This window comes from Shewanella youngdeokensis (assembly GCF_033180165.1).
Taxonomy (GTDB): Bacteria; Pseudomonadota; Gammaproteobacteria; order Enterobacterales; family Shewanellaceae; genus Shewanella; species Shewanella youngdeokensis.
Genome location: NZ_CP136522.1, coordinates 3570565 through 3596402, shown reverse-complemented (window position 1 = coordinate 3596402; position 25838 = coordinate 3570565). Strand labels below are relative to the sequence as shown.

Genomic DNA, 25838 nt, shown 5'->3' with positions numbered 1-25838 from the left:
ATCGATAAGGCTTGGCTGTGACTTTGCGTTTACCTCAATCACCAAAATAGCGCCAACATGAGGCATATAAAGCCGCCTTAAACGGCACGTTTGCGTTGTTACTAAGGCGGTGATAGTTGTTGGGGTACCGCACTTATTCAGCTTTGCAGTTTAGATCTGGTAACGGTGTTATCTCGTTGCTGTGTTGCCGCTTTATGCTGCAGGAGCCGGCATAGATCACTAGCTGTACCACAATGGGCATTTCACGGCTTCGGCCCATAATTAATTGCCCGCGTGTGTCTTTATGCGGCGCACGTTCGATAGCCAACGTGCTGGAGCGTGTAAATGCTGTATCGCTTATGCTAATGGGATCGACGTTAAGCAAGTTGGCAATGGCGACTTCAAGCTGTTTGGTGCTCGCGGCGTTAGTTAGCACTAACACTGCTGGTGTGGTATTTGTCATTATCACTTTTGAGTGCTGCGCCGTAGGGTTGCTATTGTCGGCAACTGCGCCGCAACCGGTTAAGACTGCGAGCACTGTACCGGCAAATAATTTCAGCATTATAAAGCGCCTTTAATGTCGGTGATGATACGGTTGTTTTTAATCACCGTTTGGTTACGGGGATCTTTTAGTATGTATCCATCATCGATAAACTCGCTAGTGGCTGCAACTTTAGCCATGCTTGCCACCGTTGCAGGGCAACGCGCGTTAGTTCGGTAGTAAAGTGCGGCGCTTAATAATCGTTCATCGGTATCGCCAAGTGCATGAAACAGATCATCATCAAGCATACAGCCGGGAATTTCACTGGCTAGTGTCGGGCTCGATGAGGGGAAGAGTCCATCAGAATAATCGCCAAAGCCTTTATCATTAATGCCTTGAAATTGAATGGTAAAGTAAGTCGTGTCGCAGTTGGGCGTTGGGTAAAAACCATAAGGTTTACCACAAGTGGTGCCACCAATTTGAATCACCTCAATATCGACTCCGCGTAAACTGTTCATTATCGACTCACTGGCCGAGCAAGTACCTGCAGTTGTTAATACATATACCCTTTCTAGATCCAGTGTTGGTAGTGCTGAGCCTGCAGCGAGTAGGCCTGAATTAAACCCAAGAGTTTCATCAATAAACGGCATAGGGGTTAACGTTTCATGCGTGACGGGGTCTTTTGTTGGGTATTTGTCGTTGAAACGGGTTGATTCAAAGGTGCGATTAGCAGTGGCAGTTTCACCGGCAATCATGTAACTGAGTTGGCTGGCCATTGCGAGTAATCCGCCGCCGTTGTATCTCACATCAAGAATAAGGTCATCGACTCCTGCTTGGCTTAAAGTGGTAAATGCATCAAACAGACCACGCTCTGCAGTGGCTATGTGAGCATTAAATTGTAAATAACCCACGGTACCGTCGGTTGTCTGTAAAGTTTTAATGTTTTGTACTGGTGTAGACACAATCGTTTGCGCGGTGAGGGTGACGTCGCGATCGGCGGTCGCGCCAAGATCGCGGATTGTAAATACCGTTTGCTTGCCGGTTTCGCTAGGAAAAAGTCCAGCATTTAAGATATCAATACTGGTGCTGTCATTCGCATTTTGTACGCTAACACCATCAATTTCGACAATCACTGCGCCGCGATCAATATTGGCTGTCGCGGCAGGAGTGCCTGGCTCGTTGTAGGTTACTGTGACATTTCGCTCGATATTTTGATCTCGATTGATCAATTGAAAATTGAAGCCGTAACCAACGGATGCTCCAGATTGGTTTAGTTGCTCCCATTCATCGGTAGGCATAGAAAAGTGAAAAACATCTTTTGCATTGCCTGAGTCCGATAGCTCGTTGGTGATAAGCAGGTCAAAATACTCAGATACTGAGTAAGGCGCGGGATCTCGATCAATAATTTCGTCATACCAAAGGTATGTGTCGTTGCTCCATGATCGCATCCATAGCTTTTCGATTAACGTGGTACCCGTTTGGTTAGCGCTACACTGCCCTGCTAACTCTAAATACGGAGTGAATTGCCCCTGAACCCAGACCATAGCTGGATTGCCGCCTGAGTTACCTGTAGCAGGAGTGCCAGCTTTGTTGTCATTTGAACCTCCACCACAGGCGGTTAGAGCAAAGCTTGTGGTAAGTATTAATGTTATGAATTTTTTCGAGTTTAACATTATCAATAATCCTTTATTTTACCTTTTAGCGGCAGGGCCTTAGTGCAACTTATGGCTAAAATTCACTCTATTACAGCTGAGGATGTTTTGTAACCTATATTAAGGTCAATATTGAGAAAATTGGGTCTATTTATGGTTATTTGGACACACAAATATGCAAACGTTAGCGTAAGCAATATTGGTATTAATCATTTAAACGCCGAGCAACTACAACGCTCAATTCTAGAGGCCTTTATACTGTTCAAGGGGCGACTGTGAGCGAAATAGTGAAATGTTGGTTGGCAATAACATTTGGCTCTGTAACGGTCTTAATGGAGTGACGCAAATTCCATGCTGTATACTATGGCCATTATTAAGAGGTTTGTGAGTGGATATGATTATTTTTACGACTAATTTGGGTGATATTGAGATTGAACTGGATTTTGAAAAGGCGCCGGTTAGTTCGAAGAACTTTCTTAAATATTGCGAGGATGGTTTTTACCAAGGCACGATTTTTCATCGGGTGATAAAAGGTTTTATGGCGCAAGGTGGTGGGTTTACAGCCGAGATGGAAGAAAAACCAACGCGAGCTGCGATTGTGAATGAAGCGAATAGAGGCTTAAAAAACCTAAGAGGCACGATTGCGATGGCGCGCACCGACGCGCCGCATTCTGCTACTGGACAGTTTTTTATCAACTTAGCGGATAATTCATTTTTGGACTACACCGCGACCACCAATGCTGGCTGGGGTTATGCGGTATTTGGTAAGGTGACTGCAGGTATGGACGTTATAGTAAAAATAGGTCGTGCCAAAACCGGCTCACAAGCAGGGCACGACGATGTGCCAAAAGAGCAGATTATTATCGAAAAAGTTACTATTAATCGCTGATAGAGTCTAAAAATATAATAGCCATCTACTACCTGAGTAGGTGGCTTTTTTTGTATTTAAATTCAATGATTATCAACCTAAATTGAGTTAACTATAGTCAGTATGTTCATTCTCTTTTAATTCTGGCCTACGGTTTTTTATGTCTCTGCAACTTTACTTATATCGGTTCCTGGTCAATGTTTAATGGGGTGTGCAATCTTTAGATGCTGGAGTCGTAGACGATGTCTATATTAACAATTGGCCTTTTAGTATTATTTTTAGGGGTAGCTTTTATGAGCTTACCTAACTTGAATAGGGCATTGAAACAACATGACCGTGAACAATGGGAGCGGTTAATTGGATCGCATAGTCGGTTTATGGCTTACTTTGACCGATTAACATTATTTAGTTGGACACTACAGCGGCGGTTTGAGGTATCTGATAATGTTGATATTCAGTATGAGGGATACCAAGCTTATAAACAGGCGACAAGGGTTAAATATATGCTGATATTTGGGCTGACAATGGTTGCCATTGGTGGTTATTTTTCTTTGTTTGCTACATGACAGGTGGCTTAAACGCCGCAAGCAATAATGCATTACGGCGCAATTGAGTCTCTAATCGACTGCAACCATAACGTTGCTGGCTTTGATGATAGCGTATGCCTCACCACCAACAACTAGACCTAATTGTTCGCATGATTTTTTAGTTACCACAGAAGTGATTTCAACACCGGGTGCTAATTCAATAACCACTTCGTTATTTACTGAGCCTTCATTAATAGACTTTACCTTACCATTAAGGTTGTTACGTGCACTGATTTTCATAGGTTATTCCTTTTAATAATTGGGTGTGCGTCTCATAAGCTATTGCTCTATGCATTATTGTATAAATATTGCTGTAACTAATTAGTGGCTTATGCAATTAATGATTATTAAGCTGTTTTGCTATGATTGAAATTTAGATCTATTTACTGCAACTGTTTAATGTTTATTTGCCTGCTTTGAACACGATTTTAATTTTATTAATTGAGTGTTTGGCAAACATTGTTAGCCAATGTATTAATCAATATCAGCTGTAAAAATAGCGAGTATTAACTCGCTATTTATTGATGGCTATACCCATTGCTATTAAAGAGTGTTTAAACAAGCCGTTAAATGTCGTGCTCGATAATTAGCTTAATGTTAACGCAACAATTTTTAACGGGTGGTTACCGTCAAACGATGGGAAGTCTTGATGGCAATCTAACCAAGTATGGCTGGTTACTTGTCGGCCCTGTTTTTCTACGCAGCGAACTAGGCTGTCAAACCAAGCTTGACGATCCACTTTTGCCACATTATTACAGCAAACAATGGTGCCTTCTGGCTTAGTGGTTAGCATTGCAGGCTTAAATAAGCTTTGGTAATCATTGATCAGATCAACAATGCCAAATGGGCTTTTTGCGTATCTTGGGGGATCTAAGAAAACTAAATCAAATTGAGTCGTGGTTAACTTTGGGTAAGCTGGCAGCTTTTGATTTCGACGCCCACCAACTTTTAAGCCTGCTAATTGTCTTAAGGCTGGAAATGCATCACTTTGAATAAATTCACATACGTTTTCAACATGGTTTAGTTCTGCGTTTTTCTTACCCGCGGCTAAAGCAAATGAAGAAAAATCAATATTAACGACCCGCGTCGCTCCGCCAACCGCTGCGGCAGTACCTATGCCACAAGTATAAGAAAATAAGTTTAATACAGTGCGGTTTTTACTGTGTGACTTTACGTATTCACGGCCAATACGCATGTCTAAAAATAGTAATGGATCTTGTCCTTCATGACGCAGTTTACTGCTAAACACAATGCCGTTTTCAAGCATTTGTTGCTCGCTTGTGGCGAAGGCTTCATTCTCATCACTTAAGCTGTTTAATACGCGTGAGTTTTTGTTTGAACGGTCGTTATACACCACGGGTAACGCCACTTCTTTAGTTAACAGTGTCGTGATGTCAGTCAGCTCTGTATCGGTTAACGACTGATGAAAGCTTTGAATAAGCCAGGCATTACCATACCTATCGATATTTAGGCCATTGACGCCTTCAACAGTGCCGTGAAAAATTCGATAACAATCGGTGTTGTTGCACTTTGCATCGGCTAAAAACTGCGAACGTTTTTTTATAGCGGCACTTAATGCTTGCGATACAGATAAAGGGGTGGAGTTCGATGGGTTTATCGACATAAATACAGGGCTCATTTGAAATATAGGCAGATGGGACGCGGTTAATAATAGCAAACTTAGCGCAAGAAATATTGCCCTAGGCGCTTTAACATCAAAAACAGAACCGCCAGCTTAACCCGTTGTGAGCTTTGTTATTGGCACCCGCCCTTACCTGCGTGGTGTTTAATATGAATATTGGCTGTGTGTTGCGTTGGCATTGTTCGGCATTGCCAGGTAAATGTTGAGCATCATTTTTGTGGCAGAGCCTATAGTTACTAACGCTTTTATGTAGACTTTTTTCGCTTTACTGGTCATGGTATATAGGCGTTAGCGAGGCCTTGATTGAGCAACTTTGGCAGGATATGACAGATGAAAATTGTGTTAGTGCACGGCATTTTTAATACAGGTTTTGTTATGCGCTGGATGCATAACCAGCTGGCAAAAGCTGGGCATGAATGCTTTTCGCCAACAGTGGCACCATTTGATGGGCGGTTAGGGGTTGAGCACGCTGCAGGCAACTTGCAGCATCAAATTGAACAGCGCTTTGGGCTGACCGATGACATAGTATTAGTTGGCTTTAGTATGGGCGGCATCGTTGGGCGTTATTATTTACAGCGTTTGGGTGGGGCAAACCGAGTTACACACTTCTTTAGTTTAGCTGCCCCACATGCCGGTAGCCTTTTAGCTTACTTGCCATATCCGTCAAAGGCGATGGTACAGCTTAGGCCAAACAGTGCGCTACTGGCTGAACTAAACGCGACGCAACATAAGTTAAAACAGATTGCGTTATATTCTTATCGCACCCCGCTCGACTTTACCATTGTGCCAAGTAAAAGCTCTATCTGGCCAATGGCGAATAATCGATCTTTTTGGGTTGTACTGCACATGAGCGTTATTTTTAGCCGCAAAATTAGCAATGCGATTATTGATAAACTAGCGCCAAAGTAATACACATACGAAGCATGAGAGCTTGAAGTAGTGCGTTTTAATCAGCAGTGTCAGCAATGGTTTAATTGTCGTCGTTAGCATGGTTAGCGTGATAAATTTGCTCAAATGCGTTTTGCTTTGCTTGCAGCTTGAGTTGTTCAATATCAAAAGAGGTTTGGTTCAGTTGTTGGCTAAGGTGTTTATTTTCTTGTAGAAGTTGCGCATGTTGGTAGACCCGCTTTAAGTCAGTTTCAATGATTGTTTGAAACCGAGTAAGCAACTGCTTGGTTGGGTTATCAAATTGCATAGGCTGTGAGTCAAGCATGCAAATAGTGCCAAAAATATCGCCATTAGGCCAACTCAGTGGCAACCCTAGGTAGGCCACCATTCCTGCTTTCGCTGCGGGGGAGTCTCGCCAATTGGGTTCCAACATTGCATCATTTATCTGTAGTTGTTTTTTTCCGGTAATAATCGCTTCGCAATACAACCCGATCCCTAAGCGCTTGCGCTCTTTAGCTTTAAAGGGGTTATTGGGCGTATTACTTTTGACTAACAATTCAAGATCTTTCGGGTAGGCGCGGTTAACCAGTGTGGCGGGGACCCGGGATATTTCTGATATTAAATCAACCATCTCTTGCCAGCTTTGGCTTATGTCGTCGTGGATGTCAATGTCTTGCGTTTGAAGTGCTATCATAACTGCCTTCCTTTGCTTTAAAGCCTTACTCTATATGTCTAAATAACCATTTTTGTGAGCACGAATCGTGCAGCATTAAATTCGTTAAAGTTGTTTAGATTTCGGTAAGGACGATTCCTTGTATGACATATATTAGTAAAGTCGTTTTTGAGCCAAAATCAACTAGATGTAGTAAATATAAGCGCTGGAGGAGGGAGGTGTAGCATCGTAATACATCTGTTTTTAAGGTGTTATTGGTATTTTTGAGCCGGAGTTTAGGCCTCCACTTAGTCTAATTGTTTTATACCGCTGTGACTGCAACGGTATAAAACAAGTTAGCCGCACTTAAAGTGAAAGCGCTGGAAAGCTTAATCGTGCGACGCAGCCTGTTGGCTGCGCGTTTGTTAAATTAAACTGCCATTGATAACGTTGGCAAAGGCTGTTGACAATTAATAGACCTAAACCATGTCCATGCATATTCCCTTGCTCTGATTCCGTTAGGCCTTGCCCTTGGTCGGTAACTACAATTTCATGTTGGTTTATTAAGACTGTAATATCACCGGCTTCGCTGGCATTAATCGCATTACTGATCACGTTACTCAGTAGCATTTTAAGTACTGTCGGTGCAGGTTTTATTACGGGGGCCTGTTCGATATTAATGTTGATATTAATGTTTTTTCGCTTAGCCTCTGTTTGCAAAGGCTGCACTATATGCTCAATTTCGGCCAGGGTTAACAGCCTAGAATGGTTGGAGTCGGTTGCCTTTTCTTGTTTAACTAGATTGAGTAAAACATCGATAGTATGTTGCATGTCTAATGCGGCTCGCTGGATCCGGTCCCGCTGTCGTGTTTGAAAGTCAACCGCATTGTTTTTTTCTTGCAGTTTAGCTGCACCGCTAATGACGGTTAACGGGGTTCTCAGTTCATGGCTAGCGTAACGAGCAAATGCTTGCTCTTGTTTAATCATCATCTCATTTTGTTGGCGATAATGGTTAAGGCTTTCTGCTAGTTCTGTAAATTCAGCGGCAGACTGCTTTGACACGCAAAAGGTTTTATTTGGCTTGATAGACTTTAACTGCTGACTAAGTTCACTAACTGGCCGAACTAAACGGCAACTGAGTTTGTGAATTGCTAACCCAAAAAGTAGGAACAATACGCAGATAAATGAAATGATAAACAGGTTGATTAAGTTCCACTTGTGCTCGCTAAGTTCAACATTGTCGCTTTCCATTATCAAATATAGTGGCTGTAATTTGTGATTATGGTGAAACGAGCCTCGATAGAGAAACACTTCATGTAAGTTTGCTTTAGCGTCGGGGGTAAATTGCAGTAAAGCCTTGAGCTCTTCAGACCAATTTAGCTGATTGTCGCCGACGGACTCACCAATGAATCCAATTGGAAAATGGCTTAAATCGCCATATTTTTCAGGGATTAAATCTGCAGAATGATAGGCTTTGATCCGTAAACCAATTGCCAGTGGTTCAGTGGCTCCTTGCTTAAATTGCTTAACAGCATAAGATGCACTGCTTTTCAGTTCGTGTTGGTTTACCTCATCTTCAACCCACTGCATTAACGCAAACATTGAGAAGTAGATGGTGACGCCAATCATAACGGCTACGGTACTAAAATACAGCATCAATTTATGCGGTAAGCTGGACGCGGTTGGAACCTTGTTGAGCAAACTGTCTAGCATTGCTGGTCACCGAGGACCAACCGGAAACCGACCTTTGGCACAGTGGCAAGCATTGGGGTTTTAAAGGGTTTGTCGAGTTGATTACGTAGCTGATACATATGGCTACGCAAGATATCATTACTCGGAGGTGCTTCTCCCCAGAGCGTTTCTATGATCTGAGCCCGCTTAACGACGTTAGGCGCATGCTTCATCAGTAATAATAAAATTTGGTAGGTTGTTGGGGTGAGTGCCAGTTGCATATTTTGTCGATACGCTTGATGTTCAGCAATATTGAGCTCGATATCGCCAAACTTAAGGCTGCCTTGTGCCACGTTACCGCGGTGACGTTTTATGAGGGCTCTGACTCGTACATCAACAACATCAAGATCAAACGGTTTTCCGAGGTAGTCGTCAGCGCCACATTCAAAGCCACTGAGTAAGTCGGTTTTATTATCTAGTGCGGTTAGCATCAAGATTGGTGTGGTACAGCCTAATGAGCGTAATGCTTTACATAAGCTTAGGCCATCAAGCTTTGGCAGCATTAAGTCTAAAATGATGGCGTCAAAGTCAAAAGCTTGGGCGAGCGATAAACCTAGCTCACCATTATCGGCAAAATCGAGCTCCGCTCCTTGTGCCTCAAAGTAATCTCCAAGAATACCGGCTACGTCGATGTTGTCTTCAATAATGAGTAATTTTAGTGTCATTGGTAAGCCATTATTGGGTCGGTGATTATGATTTAGTTTACCATTTTTTTGTCGAAAAAATGTCAACGACATTTTCTTCACTTCCTCCACGGCATGCTATAGGGAAACATAATACCTAGGATGCTTCATGACACATGCTTATACGCCGTACGGTGAGTGCAATACTGAAATTTGTCTATCGGTAATCGTACCATTGTTTAACGAGTCACAAATGATTGCTCCGTTGATTTCAAGGCTCACATCAGTGTTGTCTGCACTCGATGACAGTGCTGAAATTGTGTTTGTTGATGATGGGAGTAGTGATGATTCATGGCAGCAAATAAGCCAATTACCTCTAGCCGAAAATGAATACCAATGTATTAAGTTAAGTCGAAATTTTGGTAAAGAGGCGGCCATGTCTGCCGGGCTTGAGCATGCTAGAGGTTTGGCAATCATTATGTTAGATGCTGATTTGCAAGACCCACCGGAGCAAATTCCATTGATGTTAGCGCAGTGGCGTGCAGGCTTTGATATCGTCAATATGAAACGACGTAAACGACTGGGTGAGACTTGGCTTAAACGCTTTTCTGCAGCCTGCTTTTACCGAGTAATGAATTGGGTTTCAGACTCACCAGTGCCTGAAAATGTCGGTGACTTTCGTTTAATGAGCCGACAAGTTGTCGACTGTATTAAGGCGATGCCTGAGCGGAATCGCTTTATGAAAGGGCTGTTTAGCTGGCCAGGATTTTCGCAAACTACCATCGAGTTTGATCGTGATCCGCGCTTTGTCGGCGAGACCAAATGGAATTACGGTAAGCTCTTTGGTTTGGCTATGGATGGCATTACCTCATTTAGCTTTAAACCACTGCGTATTGCGACTTGGTGTGGCGTATTTACCGCCTGTAGTGCCTTTATTTACGGAGGTTGGGTGGTGGCTAAAACGCTGATTTATGGAGAGGCCGTTGCGGGTTATGCTTCTATGATGGTCGTGCAGTTAGGCTTGGCTGGCGTGCAGTTATTGGCTTTAGGTTTGATTGGTGAGTATTTAGGGCGGGTCTTTGTAGAGGTCAAGCAGCGACCGCTGTATTTGATTGAAGAAGTGGCTTATCGCCAGTCAGTTAATCAGGTTAACCCCAACCAGCAGACCATTAACGCTAACCACAGTGAGCATCAACCGGCCGTGGCAAGTAATGTACGCTATTTGGAGGCGAATTAATGCAGCGTTGGTCTACAGCTCGAAGCAGCGTTGCGGTATTAATGCTGGTGGTCTTTACTCGATTACTGCTTATGCCTTGGTATCCGTTAATGGATACCACAGAGGCTCGTTACGGTGAAATGGCGCGTTTGATGGTTGAAACGGGCAACTGGATCACCCCGCTCTTTGATTACGACGTTCCCTTTTGGGGTAAACCACCATTGCATACTTGGTTAAGTGCGGTGTCTATTTTAGGGTTTGGCGTGTCAGAATTTGCTGTACGATTACCACACTGGTTAGTGGCAATGCTAACCCTTGGGCTTGTGGCTATTTTCACCCGAAAACAGCGCCTACCTGTGTTAGCAACCTTGATTGTTTTAGCATCCACCATCGTGTTTATTGTTAGCGCTGGCGCAGTCATGACCGATATGAGCTTGACCTTTGGCTTAACGATGGCAATGGTTGGCTTTTATCTATGCTGGCAAGGAGAGGTGCGTTGGGGCTATTGGGGCTTCGTTGGTTTAGCGATAGGCTTATTGGCTAAAGGGCCGGTGGCGTTGGTTATATTTGCCATCGGAACAGGGCTTTGGCTGCTGTGGCAATACGGGTTGACCCAGCCTTGGTTAATGTTATGGCAACGGGTGCCATTGGTGAAGGGCACACTGTTGATGCTACTGATCGCAATGCCTTGGTATGTGATAGCGGAAAACACGACTCCAGGTTTTTTAAATTACTTTATTGTGGGAGAGCATTGGTCAAGGTTTGTCGATAGTGGCTGGAAGGGCGACTTATATGGCAGTGCCCACGACCAGACTCGTGGCACGATTTGGGGGTATTTTATTGTTGCCGCACTACCTTGGTCGTTCTTTTTACCCCGTGCGCTGTATAAAATAAAAACTGAAACACCTACGGCTCCTCTAGAGCCCGGTGCGAGCGCCCCTGCAACAAGTATTGCTAAAGACAGTGCTTTAGCGCGTTTTCTCATTTGTTGGATGATTGCACCAATGGTGCTGTTTACCTTTGCAGGTAATATTCTTCCAGCCTATGTGCTGCCTGGGATCCCCGCGTTGGCGATATTACTCACTTACGCTTGGCGGCATACACAGGTACCGATGTTACACCTTGTCGCGTTAGCGGTTCCAGCGTTACTGATTATGGTGGTGGGCTATATCAGTTTATCCACTGGTATAAATAAAAGTGAGCGGTGGTTACTGGCGCAACGAGCGCAACCTCTGGCGACTTATTATTGGCAAACACAGCCTTTTTCGGCTCGATTTTACACTGCAGGGCAAGCCGATAAAATTAGTACGCTTATGGATATCCCTTTAAATGAGTCGTCTTTTTATTTAGTCGTTAAGCGTTCAAACGCAAAAGATCGTATTTTTGAAAACTGCAGCGCCATTGCTGACAATCAATATCGGGAGCTATTGCTGTGTTATCGCAGTCATTAAAGTGGGGCTCTGCGCTGTGGTCTCAATACCAACACGTAGGGCGCTTTTTGCTGGTTGGTGGTGGCGTTTTTATAGTCGATGCCGCACTGTTTTACTTGTTCGCTGCCGTATTGGGGTGGGGGTTAGCTAGTGCTAGGGTTGCCGCATTTTTAATTGCGGTAGTGCTGTCATGGTTGGTTAACCGTTGCTGGACCTTTCGCTATAGAGTGCAAGCGCCGATGGGAGCACAAGTGCTGGCATCGCTTGTGGTGTCAGGTACCGCAGCGATAGCTAATTTGTCGGTTTTTTATTTTATATCACAATGGTTTGAAGGCTCACCTTTAGGGGCTGTAATGGCGTTTAGTGCGGGAGTGTTAACCGGTTTAGTATTCAATTGGTTTGGCGCTAACTATTGGATATTTAAAAATGTGGTGGCTGATTAACCGATCGCGACATATGTGATCTGTTACAAATGATGAAATATGCTGTTATTTGCAACACAAACCCGCTAGCTTTGGTCTTTATATCAGGATGACTGCTAATGGAATAACACATACATGGAATTTGTTGCTAAAAACCTTGCTGTAACGGCCTTATTTGTCAGTGTTGGAGTGTCGGCTGCCCCAACAACTAAGCTAACATTGTCTGAGTCAACTCTTACCGCCCCGTTTAATTTGACCCACCCCGTAATTACAGCGGATCTCTTACCCGCAGAGGGTAAAGAGCTAGTTACTTTTGGTATTGATCAACTCAGTAGTCGCTGGATGGCAATTTACGCGTTGCAGCAAGGTCAATATCAATTAACCGTTAAGCTAGAGCTGCCACAATTTTTGCATTCTTTTGATATTACCCAGCAGCAAGCGGGGATGTTTCAGCAGCTATATTTTTTATCGCAAGATAAATTGCACCTTTTTGAGCCTAGCGCTGAAGGGGAAAGTGGGCAGATTAATGCCATTACAGATATCCGCTCGTTATCGTTTAACACACGGCCTGATTATTTAAGCCAAGGTGAGTTTATTGCTGATCTGAACGGTGACGACCTCGATGACATTATCATCCCAGATTTTACCCAGACTCACTTGCTTTTGGCGAAAAAAGAAGGCGGCTTTAGCCAGCAAGTATTAGCGATTAAGCCGCAATCGCGATTGTTTGAAAATGGGGCAACGTATACACAATCTAAGCTGTACAGCACGGATTTAAATCTTGATGGCATAAACGATATCGTTAAGGTGGGTGAAGGTGAATTAGCGCTTTATAAGCAAGTCGCTAACGGTATGTTTAGTCCGGTTGCAGAGTATGTTTCGGTGCGTCAGCCCATTAGCGATATTAATTGGTGGAACAGACGCGATGCTTATGGTGAGCAGTTAGATCAAAGTGAGCTGGTTTATCACAAGGTAGAAGCACTTAACGATATTAATAACGACGGTATAACCGATTTGGTTTTACGTTACACCAAAAGTTCTGGGGTGTTTGACCGGGTCAATGATTACGAAGTGTACCTAGGTCAAAATCAGCAAGGCAAATTGGTGTTTCCCAAAGTCGCAAGCAGTGTTGTAAAAGCTGAAGGCACACTAACGGGGTTAGAGTTTGTTGATATCGACAATGACGAGAAAGTTGAGGTTATGGTGTCGGGTTTTGATATTGGCGTCACTCAAATTATCGGTGCGCTACTGTCGGGCAGTATCGATCAAGACGTGCATTTATTCAAAATGAACTCGCAAGGCCATTTTGCTTTAACGCCTAATATGACCCAAGACGTTGAACTTAACTTTAGTTTAAGTTCGGGGCAAAGTGGCGGGCCAGTGGTTAAGTTGGCAGATATGAACGGCGATGGCTTAAAGGATCTTATTTTGTCTGAAAGCGACGACACCTTAAAAGTGTACTTAGGCTTACAAGGTAACAAGCTGTTTGCGACAGCGGCGCAAAAGTATCAAGTTAAGCTTCCTCAAGAGGGGGAAATGCTTAAAACGGATGATCTAAATGGTGACGGAAAACACGACATCATCATTAAGTATGGTCGTTTAGATAGCAAGCTGTTACTAAACCAATTTAAGGTGTTGCTGGTCGATTAAACAGCAGTGTTAGGTTGGTAAAAGTGCTAAATATTGGACGCCTTTTTTAAGCAAATAAAACTCAATTTGTATCATTTAAAACTTATATCTGTTACATTTGACGGGTGTTAACTATTGAAATCCTTAGTTTTTACCTCCGTTTACAAAACTACATGCTAGCTTACAAAGCTAGCACAAACCTTCCTTAACATTGCAGTTGTTGACAGTTCTTTACACCTTAAGCTGGTCATAATAGGCCGTGAGCTTGTCATTAATTAGTTAAGGGAAAACAATGAATTCCATTCCATGGCGTATCGTCGGTCTGTCGGTTGTGTTAGCAACAGCGGTCGGCTGTAGTTCAGACGACGATAGTAGTTCGACTGATGCTGCATATATCCAATATTACAATGCCTCTGCCAATAGCACATCAACAGCACTTGAATTAGACGATTACCAGTATGGCTCAGTGAGCTATGCTGACTCGATGCCGCGTTACTCGTATAGTACCGGTACTGCTGATATCGACATTATTGGTTATGATGCCGACGGTGATGAAATATCGTTATACGAGTCAACAATTGACCTGGAAAATGAAGCTGAACATTTAATTATGCTGGTAGGTGATTATGCCAGTCCAGAGGTTGTCGATATTCAATTTGCCCGTACTGATATGGACGAGCTTAACGATGATGAGGACGAAGAATACAGCAAGATGCAAGTCTTAGTGGCGCACGCGGCGTTAGACGAAGCTAGCTTTGATGTTTACTTTGGCCTTGAAGGTGAAGACTTCAGTGCAGCAACGATGATTGATACTGTTAGCTATAAAGGTTATTCGACCGAGCTGATGTATGACACTGGCAGTTATGTTCTTTATTTAACAGAAGTTGGAGAAACCGAGCCGGTGTTTACGACGACGGCTTTAGACTTAACTGACAACACGGTTTACAAATTTATCATCCGTAATAGCTTTGGACCAGGAACCCCAAAACTCACTATTGATAGTGTTGACTCAACAACAACGCCAACCTCGTATGCCAATATTGATGCTATTGCTGAGTATCGATTCTTTAATAGCTTAAATGATGTTGATAACATCGATATTGATATCGCGAGTAAAGATGAGCAGCAGTTCATTTATGGATTAGAGAAACACACCTTATCTGACTTTGAGGCCATTGGTTTTAATGATTATGGGGTGACGATCACCAATACAGATAGTAAAGAAGAGTTAGCTAACAACTTACTGGTGACGTTTAACCAAGATGAAAGTAAGTCAATTTTGGTTTATGAAGATGAGTATGGTGCAACTAAAGGCATGACCATTACCCATGATCATCGCCCACGTGCATTTGAGCATGAAATTGATTTTGCTAACTTGGTCCATGATTATGACGGCCTACAAATTTACTTTGTTTCCCCTACTGAAACCATCGACTCAACAGATTATGTAATTGATGACATTGAGTTTACTGAGCTAGAAAATATTAGCCTACCATCGGGTGAGTATGAAATTAGTGTGGTGTATCAAGATGATAATGACACGCTGACTTTACTGTATCAATCAGATGCAGTCACGTTTGAGTCTGCGGGTAATTACACTATGGTGCTCAACAAAGATGACACTGAGCCACTAGGTTATAGGTTGACCACGTTCTAGTAAACATAGCGTATTGCACGGTTTAACATATTCGTTATAACTCGCAACTGTATGTAAAAATTGATATTTTAAGCGCCTGTTGAGGCGCTTTTTTTATGGGTGAACGCCATAGTTAACAGTGCTGTTAAGTTTGGCTGGTATTAATTGGCTGGTGTAGTTTAGAGCGATGGAATATGAGGGATGCCGATGATTTTTATAAGTTATAGAGGCTGTCCCTGCCAATTTAGGTGTAGGGTTGCAGAGGTAAAAGTGAAATTATCGCGCAATTAATTATTGTGTATTGTTATTTTTATTCTGTTGTCATTGCTTTGCGATAATTTTTAATTTCGTGGGAGCGAAACGATGTACTCTTACCTCTGCGAAAAGGTTACCTGATTCAGGTAGTTTGTGTCACTTAGTGGTTAACGGCCTAGGTTTTTAATTCGAGAACAAAAATTGCTTAAATTAGTTCGTAACGTCTTACCGCGACTTGATTTGCGCGGAGTATTGACGTTCACAAGTCGATAAACATGTTTAGTTGAGGTGCCATACTGCCTTGCCACATCCGATAATAAACGACCATTGTGCTGTACTTCATGAATGATGTTGATATTACGGTCTTCTATGTTCATCGGTTTCCTTGTCCTATGCATTTAAATTATTACTGATAATAACTTTTACTATTGCCGCTGAAATGACAACGCTGCTCAGTGTTTGTCATACTACTATATAGGTATGCTATATTCGTGCCATAGTTGCGTAATTGCCAATAGCCTTACTAATCAGTAGCTTAATTGTTGTTATAACGCTGCGTGATCACAACCTATCACTCCTTTTGTTTCAATGCAGAGCACTGGTGCACTGTTATGGTGCGCCTTAGGTGTTAGTTAAGGTTTGCAAGATTGATAATTTGTATAATTTTAAAGCGCTTAGATGAGTAGGCATTGTCTATTAGTCGCTTGCTTATATACTGTCAGCCATGAGTTCAATATGTTGTCGTCTTCACTGTTGTGGAGGTCGTTAGGAGTGTTACTTGTGAATATGAAGCATAACGGTGTCGTCATTGGCTGCCTTGTTGCGACGATGCTAGTGTCGGGTTGTCAAACTACAAACCCTTATACCAATCAATCTGAAAACACTAAAGCGACTAACGGTGCACTTATTGGTGCATTAGCTGGTGCGGCTATTGGCGTTATTTCTTCGAGTAAGAGCGATAGAGGTAAAGGTGCGTTAATTGGTGCAGCTTCAGGTGCTGCTCTGGGTGGCGGTATTGGTTACTACATGGATGAGCAAGAAGTGGAGCTGCGTCAGCAGTTACAATCTACAGGTGTTAGCGTTACCCGCAGTGGTGACGATATTATTTTGCATATGCCGAATGAAGTTACCTTCGATGTTGATCAAACGGTGTTGAGTCAAAGCGCTAAAAATGTACTTGATAGCGTGGCGTTAGTCGCACTGAAGTATGATCAAACTAAATTGAATGTGATGGGACATACCGACAGCTCAGGTGCTGCAGCTTATAATTTAAAGCTGTCAGAGCGCAGAGCTAGTGAAGTGGCCAGTTACTTGATGCTACGTCAGCTTCCAGCGTCAAGAGTGGCGTCATTTGGTGTGGGTGAAGACCGACCTATTAGCAGTAACGAGACCAAGGCGGGTCGCGCTGAAAATCGTCGTGTAGAGATTATTCTTAGCCCGTTAAGCTAAGGGCCGTCAGATAATATAAAGCCACCTTTTTAGGTGGCTTTATATTTTTGCTGTTATGAAGCCAAAAGTTAATTGAGTAAAAATACTGTCGCAAGCCCTAAAAAGGCAAACAAACCAATCACATCAGTGACAGTTGTTAAAACCATGCCGCCAGCAAGTGCGGGGTCAATATTCATTTTTTTGAGCAGTAGCGGGATACTAGCTCCGGCTAACCCTGCCACCGTCATGTTGATCAGCATTGCACCACCGATGGTGGCTCCTAGAGTGATATCTCCTTTCCAAGCCCAAACTGCGGCAAAGACTAAAATAGACCACAGCACCCCGTTTAGGAAGCCAATAGCCAGCTCTTTACCGATAAGCCAGCGCGAGTTACTTTGACCTATTTGCCCCAGGGCAATACCGCGAATAACCAGCGCTAATGTTTGGTTACCAGCTACGCCGCCCATACTTGGGACTATGGTCATTAAAATCGCAATGGTGGCAAACTGCTCTAATGTACCTTCGAACATATTGCTCACAGATGCCGCCAGTAGGGCTGCAAATAAATTGACCGTGAGCCAGAGTGAGCGGCGGAAGGTACTTTTTAGCACTGGACCGAATGTATCGGTGTCGTCATCCATACCCGCCATACCCATCATCGAGTGTTCGGCGTCTTCACGAATAACATCAACCACATCATCAATGGTGATACGACCAAGCAACTTGTTGTCTTCGTTGATCACGGGGGCTGATACCCAATCATGGCGTTCAAATAGCTGGGCGACTTCGCTGTCAGACATACCAACTGGGATCGCTTCGAGATCGTCAGCCATGATGTCGCGGATCGATGAATCTGGGTTACACGTGAGTAGATCGGCAATACGAACCCCGCCTAACACTCGGTCGCGTTTATCCACGACATAAAGCATATCTGTTGCAGGCGGAAGCTCGCCGCGGATCCTTAAGTAACGCAAAATAACATCAATATTGACGTCAGGTCTTAAGGTCACAGTATCGGTATTCATGATACTGCCAGCAGTATCATCGGGGTAAGCTAGTGCCTGTTCAACCCTCACTCGGTCTTGCGTGCTCATCGACTGCAGCACTTCGTTAAATACGCTGTCAGGTAAGCTTCTTAAAATATAAGCTAAGTCATCGGTGTCCATGCTTTCGGCAGCTTTAGCGACACGTTCTGGACTCATTTGGGTAATCAGGCTGTCTTTAAGTTCTTCGCCTAACTCATCAAGAATTTCACCGGTATGCTCTTGGTCAATCAATTGCCATAAGACTTGACGGGTTCGGGGTGGAGATGATTCGAGAATAAAAGCGATATCAGTGGCGGCCATGTCCTGCAACATATTGCGGACATGAACAAACATCCCGTTACCCAAAGCTTTATTTAGCTGATTGAGGCGTTGGTCTGTTGTTTCATTGTCTAAGACTTCAATCGGCATGGCTCCCTCGCAAGGTCGTTTAAAAGGCGCCTATCATAGCGTAAGTGAAGGGGATTGATGCACTATAGATAGCAAATTTTACAGGAAAATAACGGGACTAATTGTCTTCGTCAAACTTTGCATTGATTAATTGGCTTATGGCGTCTAATGCTGGTTGTGCATCTGGGCCATTGGCGAGCAAGTTTATTGACTTTCCCATTCCTGTTTCTAGCATCAGTAAGCCTAGTACACTTACTGCAGAGGCTTGCTTGTCCCCTTGAATTATAGTTATCTCTGCATCAAATTCTGCTGCTAGAACGACCAGTTTTGTGGCCGCTCGGGCATGTAAACCTAATTTATTACAGATGGTGACTTGCCGTTCAATCGTTGGCATTTTTAAGCTCACGGTGGCTGGCAGTGACTTTATGGCGTCCATGCTTGAAATGTTCTGCTAAGCGTTCAGTTACATAAACCGAGCGGTGCTGACCACCGGTACAGCCTATAGCAATGGTTAAGTAACTGCGATTATTTCGCTCTAGGTCTGGTAACCAAGTGTCGATAAAGTTTTCAATTTGGCTAATGAGCTGATTAACTGAAGGGTGTTGATTTAAAAATAGTTGTACGGGATTATCAAGTCCGGTCATTGGCCTGAGATCTGGCTCCCAATGTGGGTTGGGAAGAAACCTAACATCAAACATAAAGTCAGCTTCAGTGGGCATTCCATGCTTAAAGCCGAAAGACTCAAACTTGATCATCAGTTCTTTATCGACATTGCCGAGTAAAATTTCACGGACTTGGTCATTCAAAGCGTAGATATTAAGGCTAGAGGTATCAATGTAATGGTCAACGATTTGGGCTAGTGGCTCAAGTTGACGCCCTTCAAGCTCGATGGCTTCTTTTAACGAGATATTGGTATGAGACAGTGGGTGTAACCGGCGAGTCTCGTTATAACGTTTAAGTAGCACTTCATCGCTTGAGTTAAGAAAAAAGCTCAATAACTCAACACCTTCAGGCAGGTTAGTTAAATGCTTTACCAGCTCACTCTCTTTGGCTGGCATGTTGCGTATATCAACACTAATTGCGACTAACTCTGAGTTTCCTGATAATTGCTCAATTAAGCTTCCCATCATAGGTAGCGGCAGATTATCGACACAATAGTAGCCCAGATCTTCTAACATCCTTAGCAGGACTGACTTGCCTGAACCGGAGCGACCAGAGACTAGAACGAGTTTCATCTTAATAAACACCTGAGAAATTTAGAGTTAAGGTTTGATGTATATCAACCGTACTGAATTATAGGTTAACTTTATCTGCGTTGAAAGCAAGGGTTATAACGGTTGGATATGAAAATTAATATAATAGTAATAAATACTTAAGCCTTTGAATTAGCAAGTTATCAACGACAAATTTGCTAATTTAAAGGCCTGAGTCAGTCATTATTGGGTGATGAGCTCGTATAGTTCAGATTCACTGTGACTTTTTCTCAACTTTTTGACAATTGCTTTGTCGTTAAGCTTTTCCGCCATTGTAGACAGTGTTGCCAGATGCTGCTCGCATTGGTCGGCAGGAACCAACAAGGCGAACAAAATATCTACTGGTTGCTTATCGATTGAATCAAAGGAGATTGGGGTCTCACATTTGATCAATATACCTAGCGGGTGGTTGATATTCGTCAACCGCCCGTGTGGGATAGCGATACCATTACCTATACCTGTGCTGCCCATTTTTTCGCGCGCCAAAAGGCTTTCGAATATCTCTTGTGAAGATAGGCTTGGGTACTGGACAGCGGCAATGTCGCTGATTAACTCCAGTACTTTTTTCTTACTGCCCGGAGTCGCACAGGTTGTACATTCCGGCTGCAGGATGGTGCGGATTTCCATCGTTAATGTTTGGTCAGCTTCTCTTTGTGTTTAATAACCTGTCGATCTAATTTATCGATCAGAGAGTCAATTGCGGCATACATGTCCGCATGTTCCGAAGTGGCAAATACTTCACCCTTCTTGAGGTGAATTCTGGCTTCAGCAATCTGTTGGATTTTTTCTACATTCAAAATGACATGCACATTATTGATCTGATCGAAATGTCGTTCAAGCTTTGTAAACTTTTCTTGTACATAAGCTCTTAAAGACGCTGTAATTTCAATGTTATGGCCTGTTAGGTTGATTTGCATAGAAAATTCCTCTCAGTGCTTAATTTTTATTTATAAGCTTTTCCGTTGGTTTGAAGGAGGGATCATCATTGCTTCGCGATATTTTGCAATGGTACGTCGAGCAACTTTAATCCCTTGTTCAGCCAGAAGTTGTGCCATTTTGCTATCGCTTAATGGTTTCTTCTGGTTTTCAGCTGCGACTAGTTTTTTAATAAATGCTCTGATGGCAGTAGATGAGCACTCACCACCGTCATCGGTACTCACATGACTTGAGAAAAAGTATTTTAATTCAAAAATACCTCTGGGAGTATGCATGTACTTTTGGGTGGTCACCCTAGATATCGTGGACTCGTGCATATCAACGGCTTCTGCAATATCATTAAGCACCATTGGTTTCATGGCTTCGTCGCCATATTCAAAAAAGCCTTGCTGGAATTTTACAATGCAGTTAGTCACTTTCAATAATGTATCGTTGCGACTCTCAAGGCTTTTGATAAACCATTTAGCATCTTGTAGGTGGCCACGAATAAATTGGCCATCTGCTTGGTTTTTGGTGCTGCGTGCCATTGAAGCATAATGCTGGTTAACATTAATTTTGGGCATGTAGTCAGGGTTGAGCTCAACCACCCAACGGCCTTTCTTTTTGGCCACTGATACGTCAGGAATAACATATTCGTCTTTACTGCGCGTTACCACAAGCCCTGGCCTTGGGTTAAGCGTTTGGATAAGGCCAATCGCTTCGCGTAGCTCATCTTCTTTGAGCTTGGTCTTGCGCATTAACTGCCTAAAGTCGCGTCCGGCGATGAGATCTAAATAATCTTTAATAAGTAGTCTAGCGTTGTCGATGTGCGGAGTGTCTTGGCTGTATTGCGCTAACTGTATAATTAAACACTCACTGAGATCGCGAGCGGCCACACCGATAGGGTCGAAATGTTGTACTCGTTTAAGTACGGCTTCAATTTCATCGATCTCGATTTCAGGGTCGCCCATGGCTTCGAGAATGTCATCGCAACTTTGAGTGAGATAACCGCGTTCATCGATGGCATCGATAATTGCAGTGGCGATGGCTAGATCATTGTCGGAAAATGGGGTTAAGTTTTTTTGCCACTCAAGGTGTTCGTATAATCCTTCGCTGGTTTCGCCTTGAAACGGCATATCGTCATCACGCATGCCGCCTGAATTTGAATTGGAAGATACGGTGTAAACTTCATCCCACGTTGTGTCCATTGGGAGCTCATCTGGCATGGAGTCTTGCGTTAATGCATCAGAGGTCTCAACGGCAGCGTGATCTTGTTGTGGATCGATGTCGGCGCTAGCGCTGTAGTCGTTATCGGATTCTGTATAGGTGTCGGTATCGGTGGTCGTTCTATCTTCATTGCTGATAGGTTCGCCGTCGGATTGCTCTTCATCTAATTCAAGTAGCGGATTAGAATCTAATGCTTGCTGGATCTCTTGCTGCAACTCTAAAGAAGACAATTGCAGTAGGCGGATTGCCTGCTGTAATTGTGGAGTCATAGTGAGCTGTTGACCCATTTTGAGCTGGAGTGACGCTTTCATCTTACCGCAATTCCCTAAACTGTAATTAGACGTTGAAACTCGCTGAGTAGCTAAAGAGAGCGTTAAGACTCAACATAATGATAATATTGGAATACTTAGCTCAAGCCTAAAAATTTTATACTCATACTCTGGAGTAACTATAGCCTGAATTGTTCACCTAAGTACACCTCACGAACCTGCTGATTGTCTAAGATTTCAGCGGGTGTGCCTTCGGCAATCAAATTTCCGCGGCTGACGATATAAGCGTGTTCACACACATCTAGCGTTTCGCGCACATTGTGGTCAGTGATTAACACACCTAGCCCACGACTTTTAAGCTGCTGAATAATCTTCTTAATATCAATAACTGATATCGGGTCGACTCCGGCAAAAGGTTCATCAAGTAAGATAAATTGTGGATTGGCTGCTAGTGCTCGAGCTATCTCTACGCGGCGACGTTCACCACCTGATAACGCCATGCCTTGGCTATCTCTGATGTGGGTAATGTGAAACTCTTCTAGCAGGCTTTCAAGCTGTTCTTCGCGCTGCAAATTATTAATGTCTTTGCGGGTTTGCAGTACTGCCATGATGTTGTCGCGTACTGAAAGCTTTCTAAAGATACTTGCCTCTTGTGGCAAATAGCCAATACCTTTACGAGCGCGTAAATGCATAGGGTCTAAGGTGAGATCATCTTCATCGATATAAATCTGCCCTTTGTCGCTTTGCACTAGGCCAACAACCATGTAAAAAGTGGTTGTTTTGCCCGCACCGTTAGGGCCTAGCAGGCCAACAATTTGACCTGTCTTTACTGACAAACTGACATCCTGAACGACCGCTCTGCTCTTGTAACTTTTCGCTAAGTTTCGTGCGGTTAGTGTTTTCTGGCTCATTATTGTTCCTGCTTTTCAATCGGTTCAGCGCCAGGGCTCGACGTCTCTTCTTGATACGCTTCAGGCTGAATGATGGTGATTACGCGATCGTTACCTTTGCCGGTACTTTCGGCAATTAACTGCTGCAGGCCAATATTGTATTCAATGCGGTTGCCGGTCACCTGGCTGCCTTCTTGTGCTAAGGTGGCATCGCCCAGTAGGGTTAGTGTGCGGGTGGCTAGCTCATAACGGATCTCTTTGGCACTGGCGGTCGCTGGTAGACCATTGTCCATCACTTGTGAGTAGGTTGCTGGGCTACCGGTGGCCACTAGTGTTTTGCCTTTACTGGTTTCGTGAGAAAACACCCGTAACTCGGCCGCTTTCATTTTTATTGATCCTTGCGTAACTTCTACCGGGCCAAAAAAAATCACTTGATTGTTTTTTATATCAGCTTCTTGGCTTGCGGCTGCGATTTTTACTTCTTGTTTTAAATCATCGACTTTGGCATAGCTGCTGACACTAAGCAGGCATAATAGGCCTGCAATAATTGGTTGGTTGTATTTCATAACTTCCTTCTACTCCGCGCTTTGCTTGATAGCGTGAGTGAATAAATTTGTTTTTAACGGCTCAGTTAGCATCGTAGATCCCTTCTACTTTGTTGAGCAACTTTACGCTTTGTTCATTCAAGTCGGCAAATAAACCGGTGCCTTGAATATTAAATTCAACACCGGTGACTTTTATGAGCTTATCAGAGGTCATTTGCATGGTATTGAGATCGAGTTCCATATAGGATGTTGTCAATGTTTGAATCGGTTCTTCTGGGCTCAGAGAGTCGATAATAACATTGTTTTCTAACGACACCTTACCGGTTAAATTATTATGGCTACCCTTGGTCGCCCTCAGGCGCCATTGGCTTTTACCATCATCTGGGTAGATTAAATAAACGGGTTCAGTAAAGTAAGTCATACTGGCGTCTTCAAAGTGTTCCATGTTTTTGGCAGACACTTTGCTGTTAATCATACCGGCTTCATTGTATTCAGTGCTGCGTAGATCACTGATGATATAGTTTGGGCGTTTGCTAGTATCGATGTTTGACGTTTGATCGATCTTTTTAGACTGCACCTGCCAATATAGGGCGAGTGCAGTACCAAACAAAGCGATAATAGCAAATGTGACGCGATTCATATGCTCATCCCGTGAGCTGATTCAAATTTACCTTGGCTAAGTAGTAGTAGATCGGTTAGCTCTCTTAATGCACCGTGACCGCCTTTAATGGTCGTGGTCATGGTGGCGTGTTGCTTAACATAAGGGTGACCATCGGCCACGCAAACAGATAATCCGACCTCTTTCATTACTGGTAGATCAACCATGTCATCGCCAATATAGGCGACTTCACTTGGGCTGACTTGATAAAGCGCAAGTAGCTCATTGTAAGGCGTAAGTTTATTGTCGACGCCTTGGTATATATGCGTTACACCTAGTGCCGTCATGCGATCTTCGACAATTTTTGACTTGCGGCCGGTAATAATGGCCACGTTAATACCGCTCGATAGGACTGAACGAACACCATAACCGTCGCGGGTATGAAATGTTTTGAGTTCATCACCAGTGTTGCTCATATAAACTAGCCCGTCAGAAAATACCCCATCGACATCGCAAATGAGTAATTTTATCTTGCTGGCAGCGTCCCAGGTTGTGTCGCTAATCGGGCCGTAGAATCCTTGTTTAGGCATGTTAAATGACTCCTGCTTTTACCATGTCGAGCATGTTAAGAGCACCAATAGGTTGCTCTTGTGCGTTGGTGACAATTAAGCCATTGATATTTTTCTGCTCCATCACTTTTAATGCTTCAGCAGCAAGAACATTATCAGTAATCGTGACGCAACCTTTGGTCATAACGTCGGCAATGGAGGTGGTGCGTAAGTTCACTTCAGCATCAATGACGCGGCGTAAATCACCATCGGTAAAAATGCCTACCAAGGTTTGGTTATCATCGACAATCGCTGTCATCCCCAAACCTTTTTTGGATATTTCATATAGCGCATCGGTAATGCAGATATCATGCTTCACTTGCGGCAAAGCATTGCCTTGGTGCATTACATCGCTGACTTTTAATAGTAGCTTACGCCCCAAGCTACCGCCGGGATGTGATAAGGCAAAGTCATCTTCTGTAAACCCACGAGCTTGCAATAAGGCCACAGCTAGCGCGTCGCCCATCACTAGGGTTGCCGTGGTGCTCGATGTTGGTGCCAACCCAAGTGGGCAGGCTTCCTCAGGTACTTCAATGCAAAGATGAAGCTGGGCAAGCTTTGCCATATTTGAGTTTGGCTTACCAGTGACCGAAATTACCGGTAACCCCATACGTTTAATAACCGGCATCAAGGTTAAAATCTCACTTGATTCACCAGAGTTAGAGATAGCAAGAACGATGTCATTTTTGCTCAACACGCCCAAATCACCATGGCTAGCTTCACCTGGGTGAACAAAGAATGCGGGCGTTCCCGTACTGGCAAGTGTGGCTGAGATCTTATTGCCTATGTGGCCAGATTTACCCATCCCCATCACGATGACTTTGCCAGTGCACTGCAATATTAATTGGCAGGCTTGGGCAAACTCGCTTGAGTCGACATATTGGTAAAGGTTATCGAGGGCTTTTTTCTCGATATCAATGACGGTGTTGCCCCATTGGCGTAACTGCTGTTCATCTACCATTTCTTGCTCTCTCTATTTAT

General features: G+C 43.6%; 28 protein-coding genes. 9 read left to right on the top strand and 19 right to left on the bottom strand.

The features are described 5' to 3' along the window. Positions 1–133: 133 nt before the first annotated feature. A complete protein-coding gene (locus tag RGE70_RS15535) occupies positions 134–541 on the bottom strand; it encodes a hypothetical protein (protein WP_310472346.1) in 408 nt (135 codons plus the stop codon). Further along, on the bottom strand, positions 541–2133 hold the full coding sequence (locus RGE70_RS15530) for a S41 family peptidase (protein WP_310472345.1): 1593 nt from the start codon (positions 2131–2133) through the stop codon (positions 541–543). Before RGE70_RS15530 ends, RGE70_RS15535 begins: the two co-directional genes overlap by 1 nt. Before the next feature lie 373 nt (positions 2134–2506). Between RGE70_RS15530 and RGE70_RS15525 the strand changes: the two genes are divergently transcribed. Together RGE70_RS15525 and RGE70_RS15520 are read left to right on the top strand one after the other, a co-directional pair. Then, positions 2507–3001, top strand: coding sequence for a peptidylprolyl isomerase (locus RGE70_RS15525; protein WP_310472999.1), 495 nt, complete (start codon positions 2507–2509; stop codon positions 2999–3001). 221 nt (positions 3002–3222) lie between these two features. Continuing rightward, positions 3223–3546: a hypothetical protein gene (locus RGE70_RS15520; protein ID WP_310472344.1), complete on the top strand. Its 324-nt coding sequence runs from the start codon at positions 3223–3225 to the stop codon at positions 3544–3546. Between the two features lie 51 nt (positions 3547–3597). Here the strand turns inward: RGE70_RS15520 and RGE70_RS15515 are convergent, their stop codons facing one another. Together RGE70_RS15515 and RGE70_RS15510 are read right to left on the bottom strand one after the other, a co-directional pair. Then, the gene (locus RGE70_RS15515) at positions 3598–3807 is read right to left on the bottom strand and encodes a TOBE domain-containing protein (protein ID WP_310472343.1); all 210 of its coding nucleotides are present in this window, start codon (positions 3805–3807) and stop codon (positions 3598–3600) included. A gap of 346 nt (positions 3808–4153) precedes the next feature. Next, on the bottom strand, positions 4154–5191 hold the full coding sequence (locus RGE70_RS15510) for a class I SAM-dependent rRNA methyltransferase (RefSeq protein ID WP_310472342.1): 1038 nt from the start codon (positions 5189–5191) through the stop codon (positions 4154–4156). A 348-nt stretch (positions 5192–5539) separates the two neighbouring features. On the opposite strand from RGE70_RS15510, the gene RGE70_RS15505 reads away from it, so the two are divergent. Next, positions 5540–6118 carry an esterase/lipase family protein gene (locus RGE70_RS15505; protein WP_310472341.1) on the top strand — a complete coding sequence of 193 codons (579 nt, stop codon included), beginning with the start codon at positions 5540–5542 and terminating at the stop codon, positions 6116–6118. A 61-nt stretch (positions 6119–6179) separates the two neighbouring features. Here the strand turns inward: RGE70_RS15505 and RGE70_RS15500 are convergent, their stop codons facing one another. The 3 genes from RGE70_RS15500 to RGE70_RS15490 all read right to left on the bottom strand — a co-directional run bounded on the left by RGE70_RS15500 (position 6180) and on the right by RGE70_RS15490 (position 9145). After that, positions 6180–6791 (bottom strand): GAF domain-containing protein, encoded by a 612-nt coding sequence (locus RGE70_RS15500; protein WP_310472340.1) that lies wholly within the window; start codon positions 6789–6791, stop codon positions 6180–6182. Positions 6792–7115: 324 nt separating this feature from the next. Next, entirely contained in the window at positions 7116–8462 is a 1347-nt protein-coding gene (locus RGE70_RS15495; protein ID WP_310472339.1) for a sensor histidine kinase, read from the bottom strand. Then, on the bottom strand, positions 8456–9145 hold the full coding sequence (locus tag RGE70_RS15490; protein ID WP_310472338.1) for a response regulator transcription factor: 690 nt from the start codon (positions 9143–9145) through the stop codon (positions 8456–8458). Before RGE70_RS15490 ends, RGE70_RS15495 begins: the two co-directional genes overlap by 7 nt. Positions 9146–9272: 127 nt before the next feature. On the opposite strand from RGE70_RS15490, the gene RGE70_RS15485 reads away from it, so the two are divergent. The 5 genes from RGE70_RS15485 to RGE70_RS15465 all read left to right on the top strand — a co-directional run bounded on the left by RGE70_RS15485 (position 9273) and on the right by RGE70_RS15465 (position 15457). Beyond that, positions 9273–10340 (top strand): glycosyltransferase family 2 protein, encoded by a 1068-nt coding sequence (locus RGE70_RS15485; RefSeq protein WP_310472337.1) that lies wholly within the window; start codon positions 9273–9275, stop codon positions 10338–10340. Continuing rightward, the gene (locus RGE70_RS15480; protein ID WP_310472336.1) at positions 10340–11770 is read left to right on the top strand and encodes an ArnT family glycosyltransferase; all 1431 of its coding nucleotides are present in this window, start codon (positions 10340–10342) and stop codon (positions 11768–11770) included. The genes RGE70_RS15485 and RGE70_RS15480 overlap by 1 nt, the downstream gene beginning before the upstream one ends. After that, on the top strand, positions 11752–12192 hold the full coding sequence (locus tag RGE70_RS15475; protein ID WP_310472335.1) for a GtrA family protein: 441 nt from the start codon (positions 11752–11754) through the stop codon (positions 12190–12192). The genes RGE70_RS15480 and RGE70_RS15475 overlap by 19 nt, the downstream gene beginning before the upstream one ends. 114 nt (positions 12193–12306) lie before the next feature. Then, on the top strand, positions 12307–13821 hold the full coding sequence (locus RGE70_RS15470) for an FG-GAP repeat domain-containing protein (protein ID WP_310472334.1): 1515 nt from the start codon (positions 12307–12309) through the stop codon (positions 13819–13821). A gap of 271 nt (positions 13822–14092) precedes the next feature. Beyond that, positions 14093–15457 (top strand): hypothetical protein, encoded by a 1365-nt coding sequence (locus RGE70_RS15465; protein WP_310472333.1) that lies wholly within the window; start codon positions 14093–14095, stop codon positions 15455–15457. 401 nt (positions 15458–15858) lie between these two features. Here RGE70_RS15465 and RGE70_RS15460 read toward each other — a convergent pair whose 3' ends face one another. Continuing rightward, positions 15859–16068 (bottom strand): transposase, encoded by a 210-nt coding sequence (locus RGE70_RS15460; RefSeq protein ID WP_310472332.1) that lies wholly within the window; start codon positions 16066–16068, stop codon positions 15859–15861. A gap of 409 nt (positions 16069–16477) precedes the next feature. Here RGE70_RS15460 and RGE70_RS15455 point away from each other — a divergent pair, with 409 nt between their 5' ends. Continuing rightward, positions 16478–17140: a YiaD family glycine zipper/OmpA-like lipoprotein gene (locus tag RGE70_RS15455; protein ID WP_310472998.1), complete on the top strand. Its 663-nt coding sequence runs from the start codon at positions 16478–16480 to the stop codon at positions 17138–17140. 68 nt (positions 17141–17208) lie between these two features. Here RGE70_RS15455 and mgtE read toward each other — a convergent pair whose 3' ends face one another. The 11 genes from mgtE to RGE70_RS15400 form a co-directional block, all read right to left on the bottom strand. Continuing rightward, on the bottom strand, positions 17209–18573 hold the full coding sequence (mgtE, locus tag RGE70_RS15450) for a magnesium transporter (RefSeq protein WP_310472331.1): 1365 nt from the start codon (positions 18571–18573) through the stop codon (positions 17209–17211). Between the two features lie 97 nt (positions 18574–18670). Beyond that, positions 18671–18946, bottom strand: a complete 276-nt coding sequence (locus RGE70_RS15445) for an HPr family phosphocarrier protein (RefSeq protein WP_310472330.1) — start codon at positions 18944–18946, stop codon at positions 18671–18673. Further along, positions 18933–19787 carry an RNase adapter RapZ gene (rapZ, locus tag RGE70_RS15440; RefSeq protein ID WP_310472329.1) on the bottom strand — a complete coding sequence of 285 codons (855 nt, stop codon included), beginning with the start codon at positions 19785–19787 and terminating at the stop codon, positions 18933–18935. Before rapZ ends, RGE70_RS15445 begins: the two co-directional genes overlap by 14 nt. Before the next feature lie 201 nt (positions 19788–19988). Further along, on the bottom strand, positions 19989–20432 hold the full coding sequence (gene ptsN / locus RGE70_RS15435) for a PTS IIA-like nitrogen regulatory protein PtsN (protein ID WP_310472328.1): 444 nt from the start codon (positions 20430–20432) through the stop codon (positions 19989–19991). Between the two features lie 2 nt (positions 20433–20434). Continuing rightward, on the bottom strand, positions 20435–20722 hold the full coding sequence (gene hpf / locus RGE70_RS15430) for a ribosome hibernation promoting factor (RefSeq protein ID WP_310472327.1): 288 nt from the start codon (positions 20720–20722) through the stop codon (positions 20435–20437). A gap of 30 nt (positions 20723–20752) precedes the next feature. Then, positions 20753–22258 (bottom strand): RNA polymerase factor sigma-54, encoded by a 1506-nt coding sequence (locus tag RGE70_RS15425; protein ID WP_310472326.1) that lies wholly within the window; start codon positions 22256–22258, stop codon positions 20753–20755. 137 nt (positions 22259–22395) lie between these two features. Further along, the gene (gene lptB / locus RGE70_RS15420; RefSeq protein WP_310472325.1) at positions 22396–23127 is read right to left on the bottom strand and encodes an LPS export ABC transporter ATP-binding protein; all 732 of its coding nucleotides are present in this window, start codon (positions 23125–23127) and stop codon (positions 22396–22398) included. After that, positions 23127–23672 (bottom strand): lipopolysaccharide transport periplasmic protein LptA, encoded by a 546-nt coding sequence (lptA, locus tag RGE70_RS15415; RefSeq protein WP_310472324.1) that lies wholly within the window; start codon positions 23670–23672, stop codon positions 23127–23129. The genes lptB and lptA overlap by 1 nt, the downstream gene beginning before the upstream one ends. 61 nt (positions 23673–23733) lie before the next feature. Then, positions 23734–24291 (bottom strand): LPS export ABC transporter periplasmic protein LptC, encoded by a 558-nt coding sequence (gene lptC / locus RGE70_RS15410; protein ID WP_310472323.1) that lies wholly within the window; start codon positions 24289–24291, stop codon positions 23734–23736. Continuing rightward, positions 24288–24839 (bottom strand): 3-deoxy-manno-octulosonate-8-phosphatase KdsC, encoded by a 552-nt coding sequence (gene kdsC / locus RGE70_RS15405; protein WP_310472322.1) that lies wholly within the window; start codon positions 24837–24839, stop codon positions 24288–24290. Before kdsC ends, lptC begins: the two co-directional genes overlap by 4 nt. Before the next feature lies 1 nt (position 24840). Beyond that, entirely contained in the window at positions 24841–25818 is a 978-nt protein-coding gene (locus tag RGE70_RS15400; protein ID WP_310472321.1) for a KpsF/GutQ family sugar-phosphate isomerase, read from the bottom strand. Positions 25819–25838 lie beyond the last annotated feature (20 nt).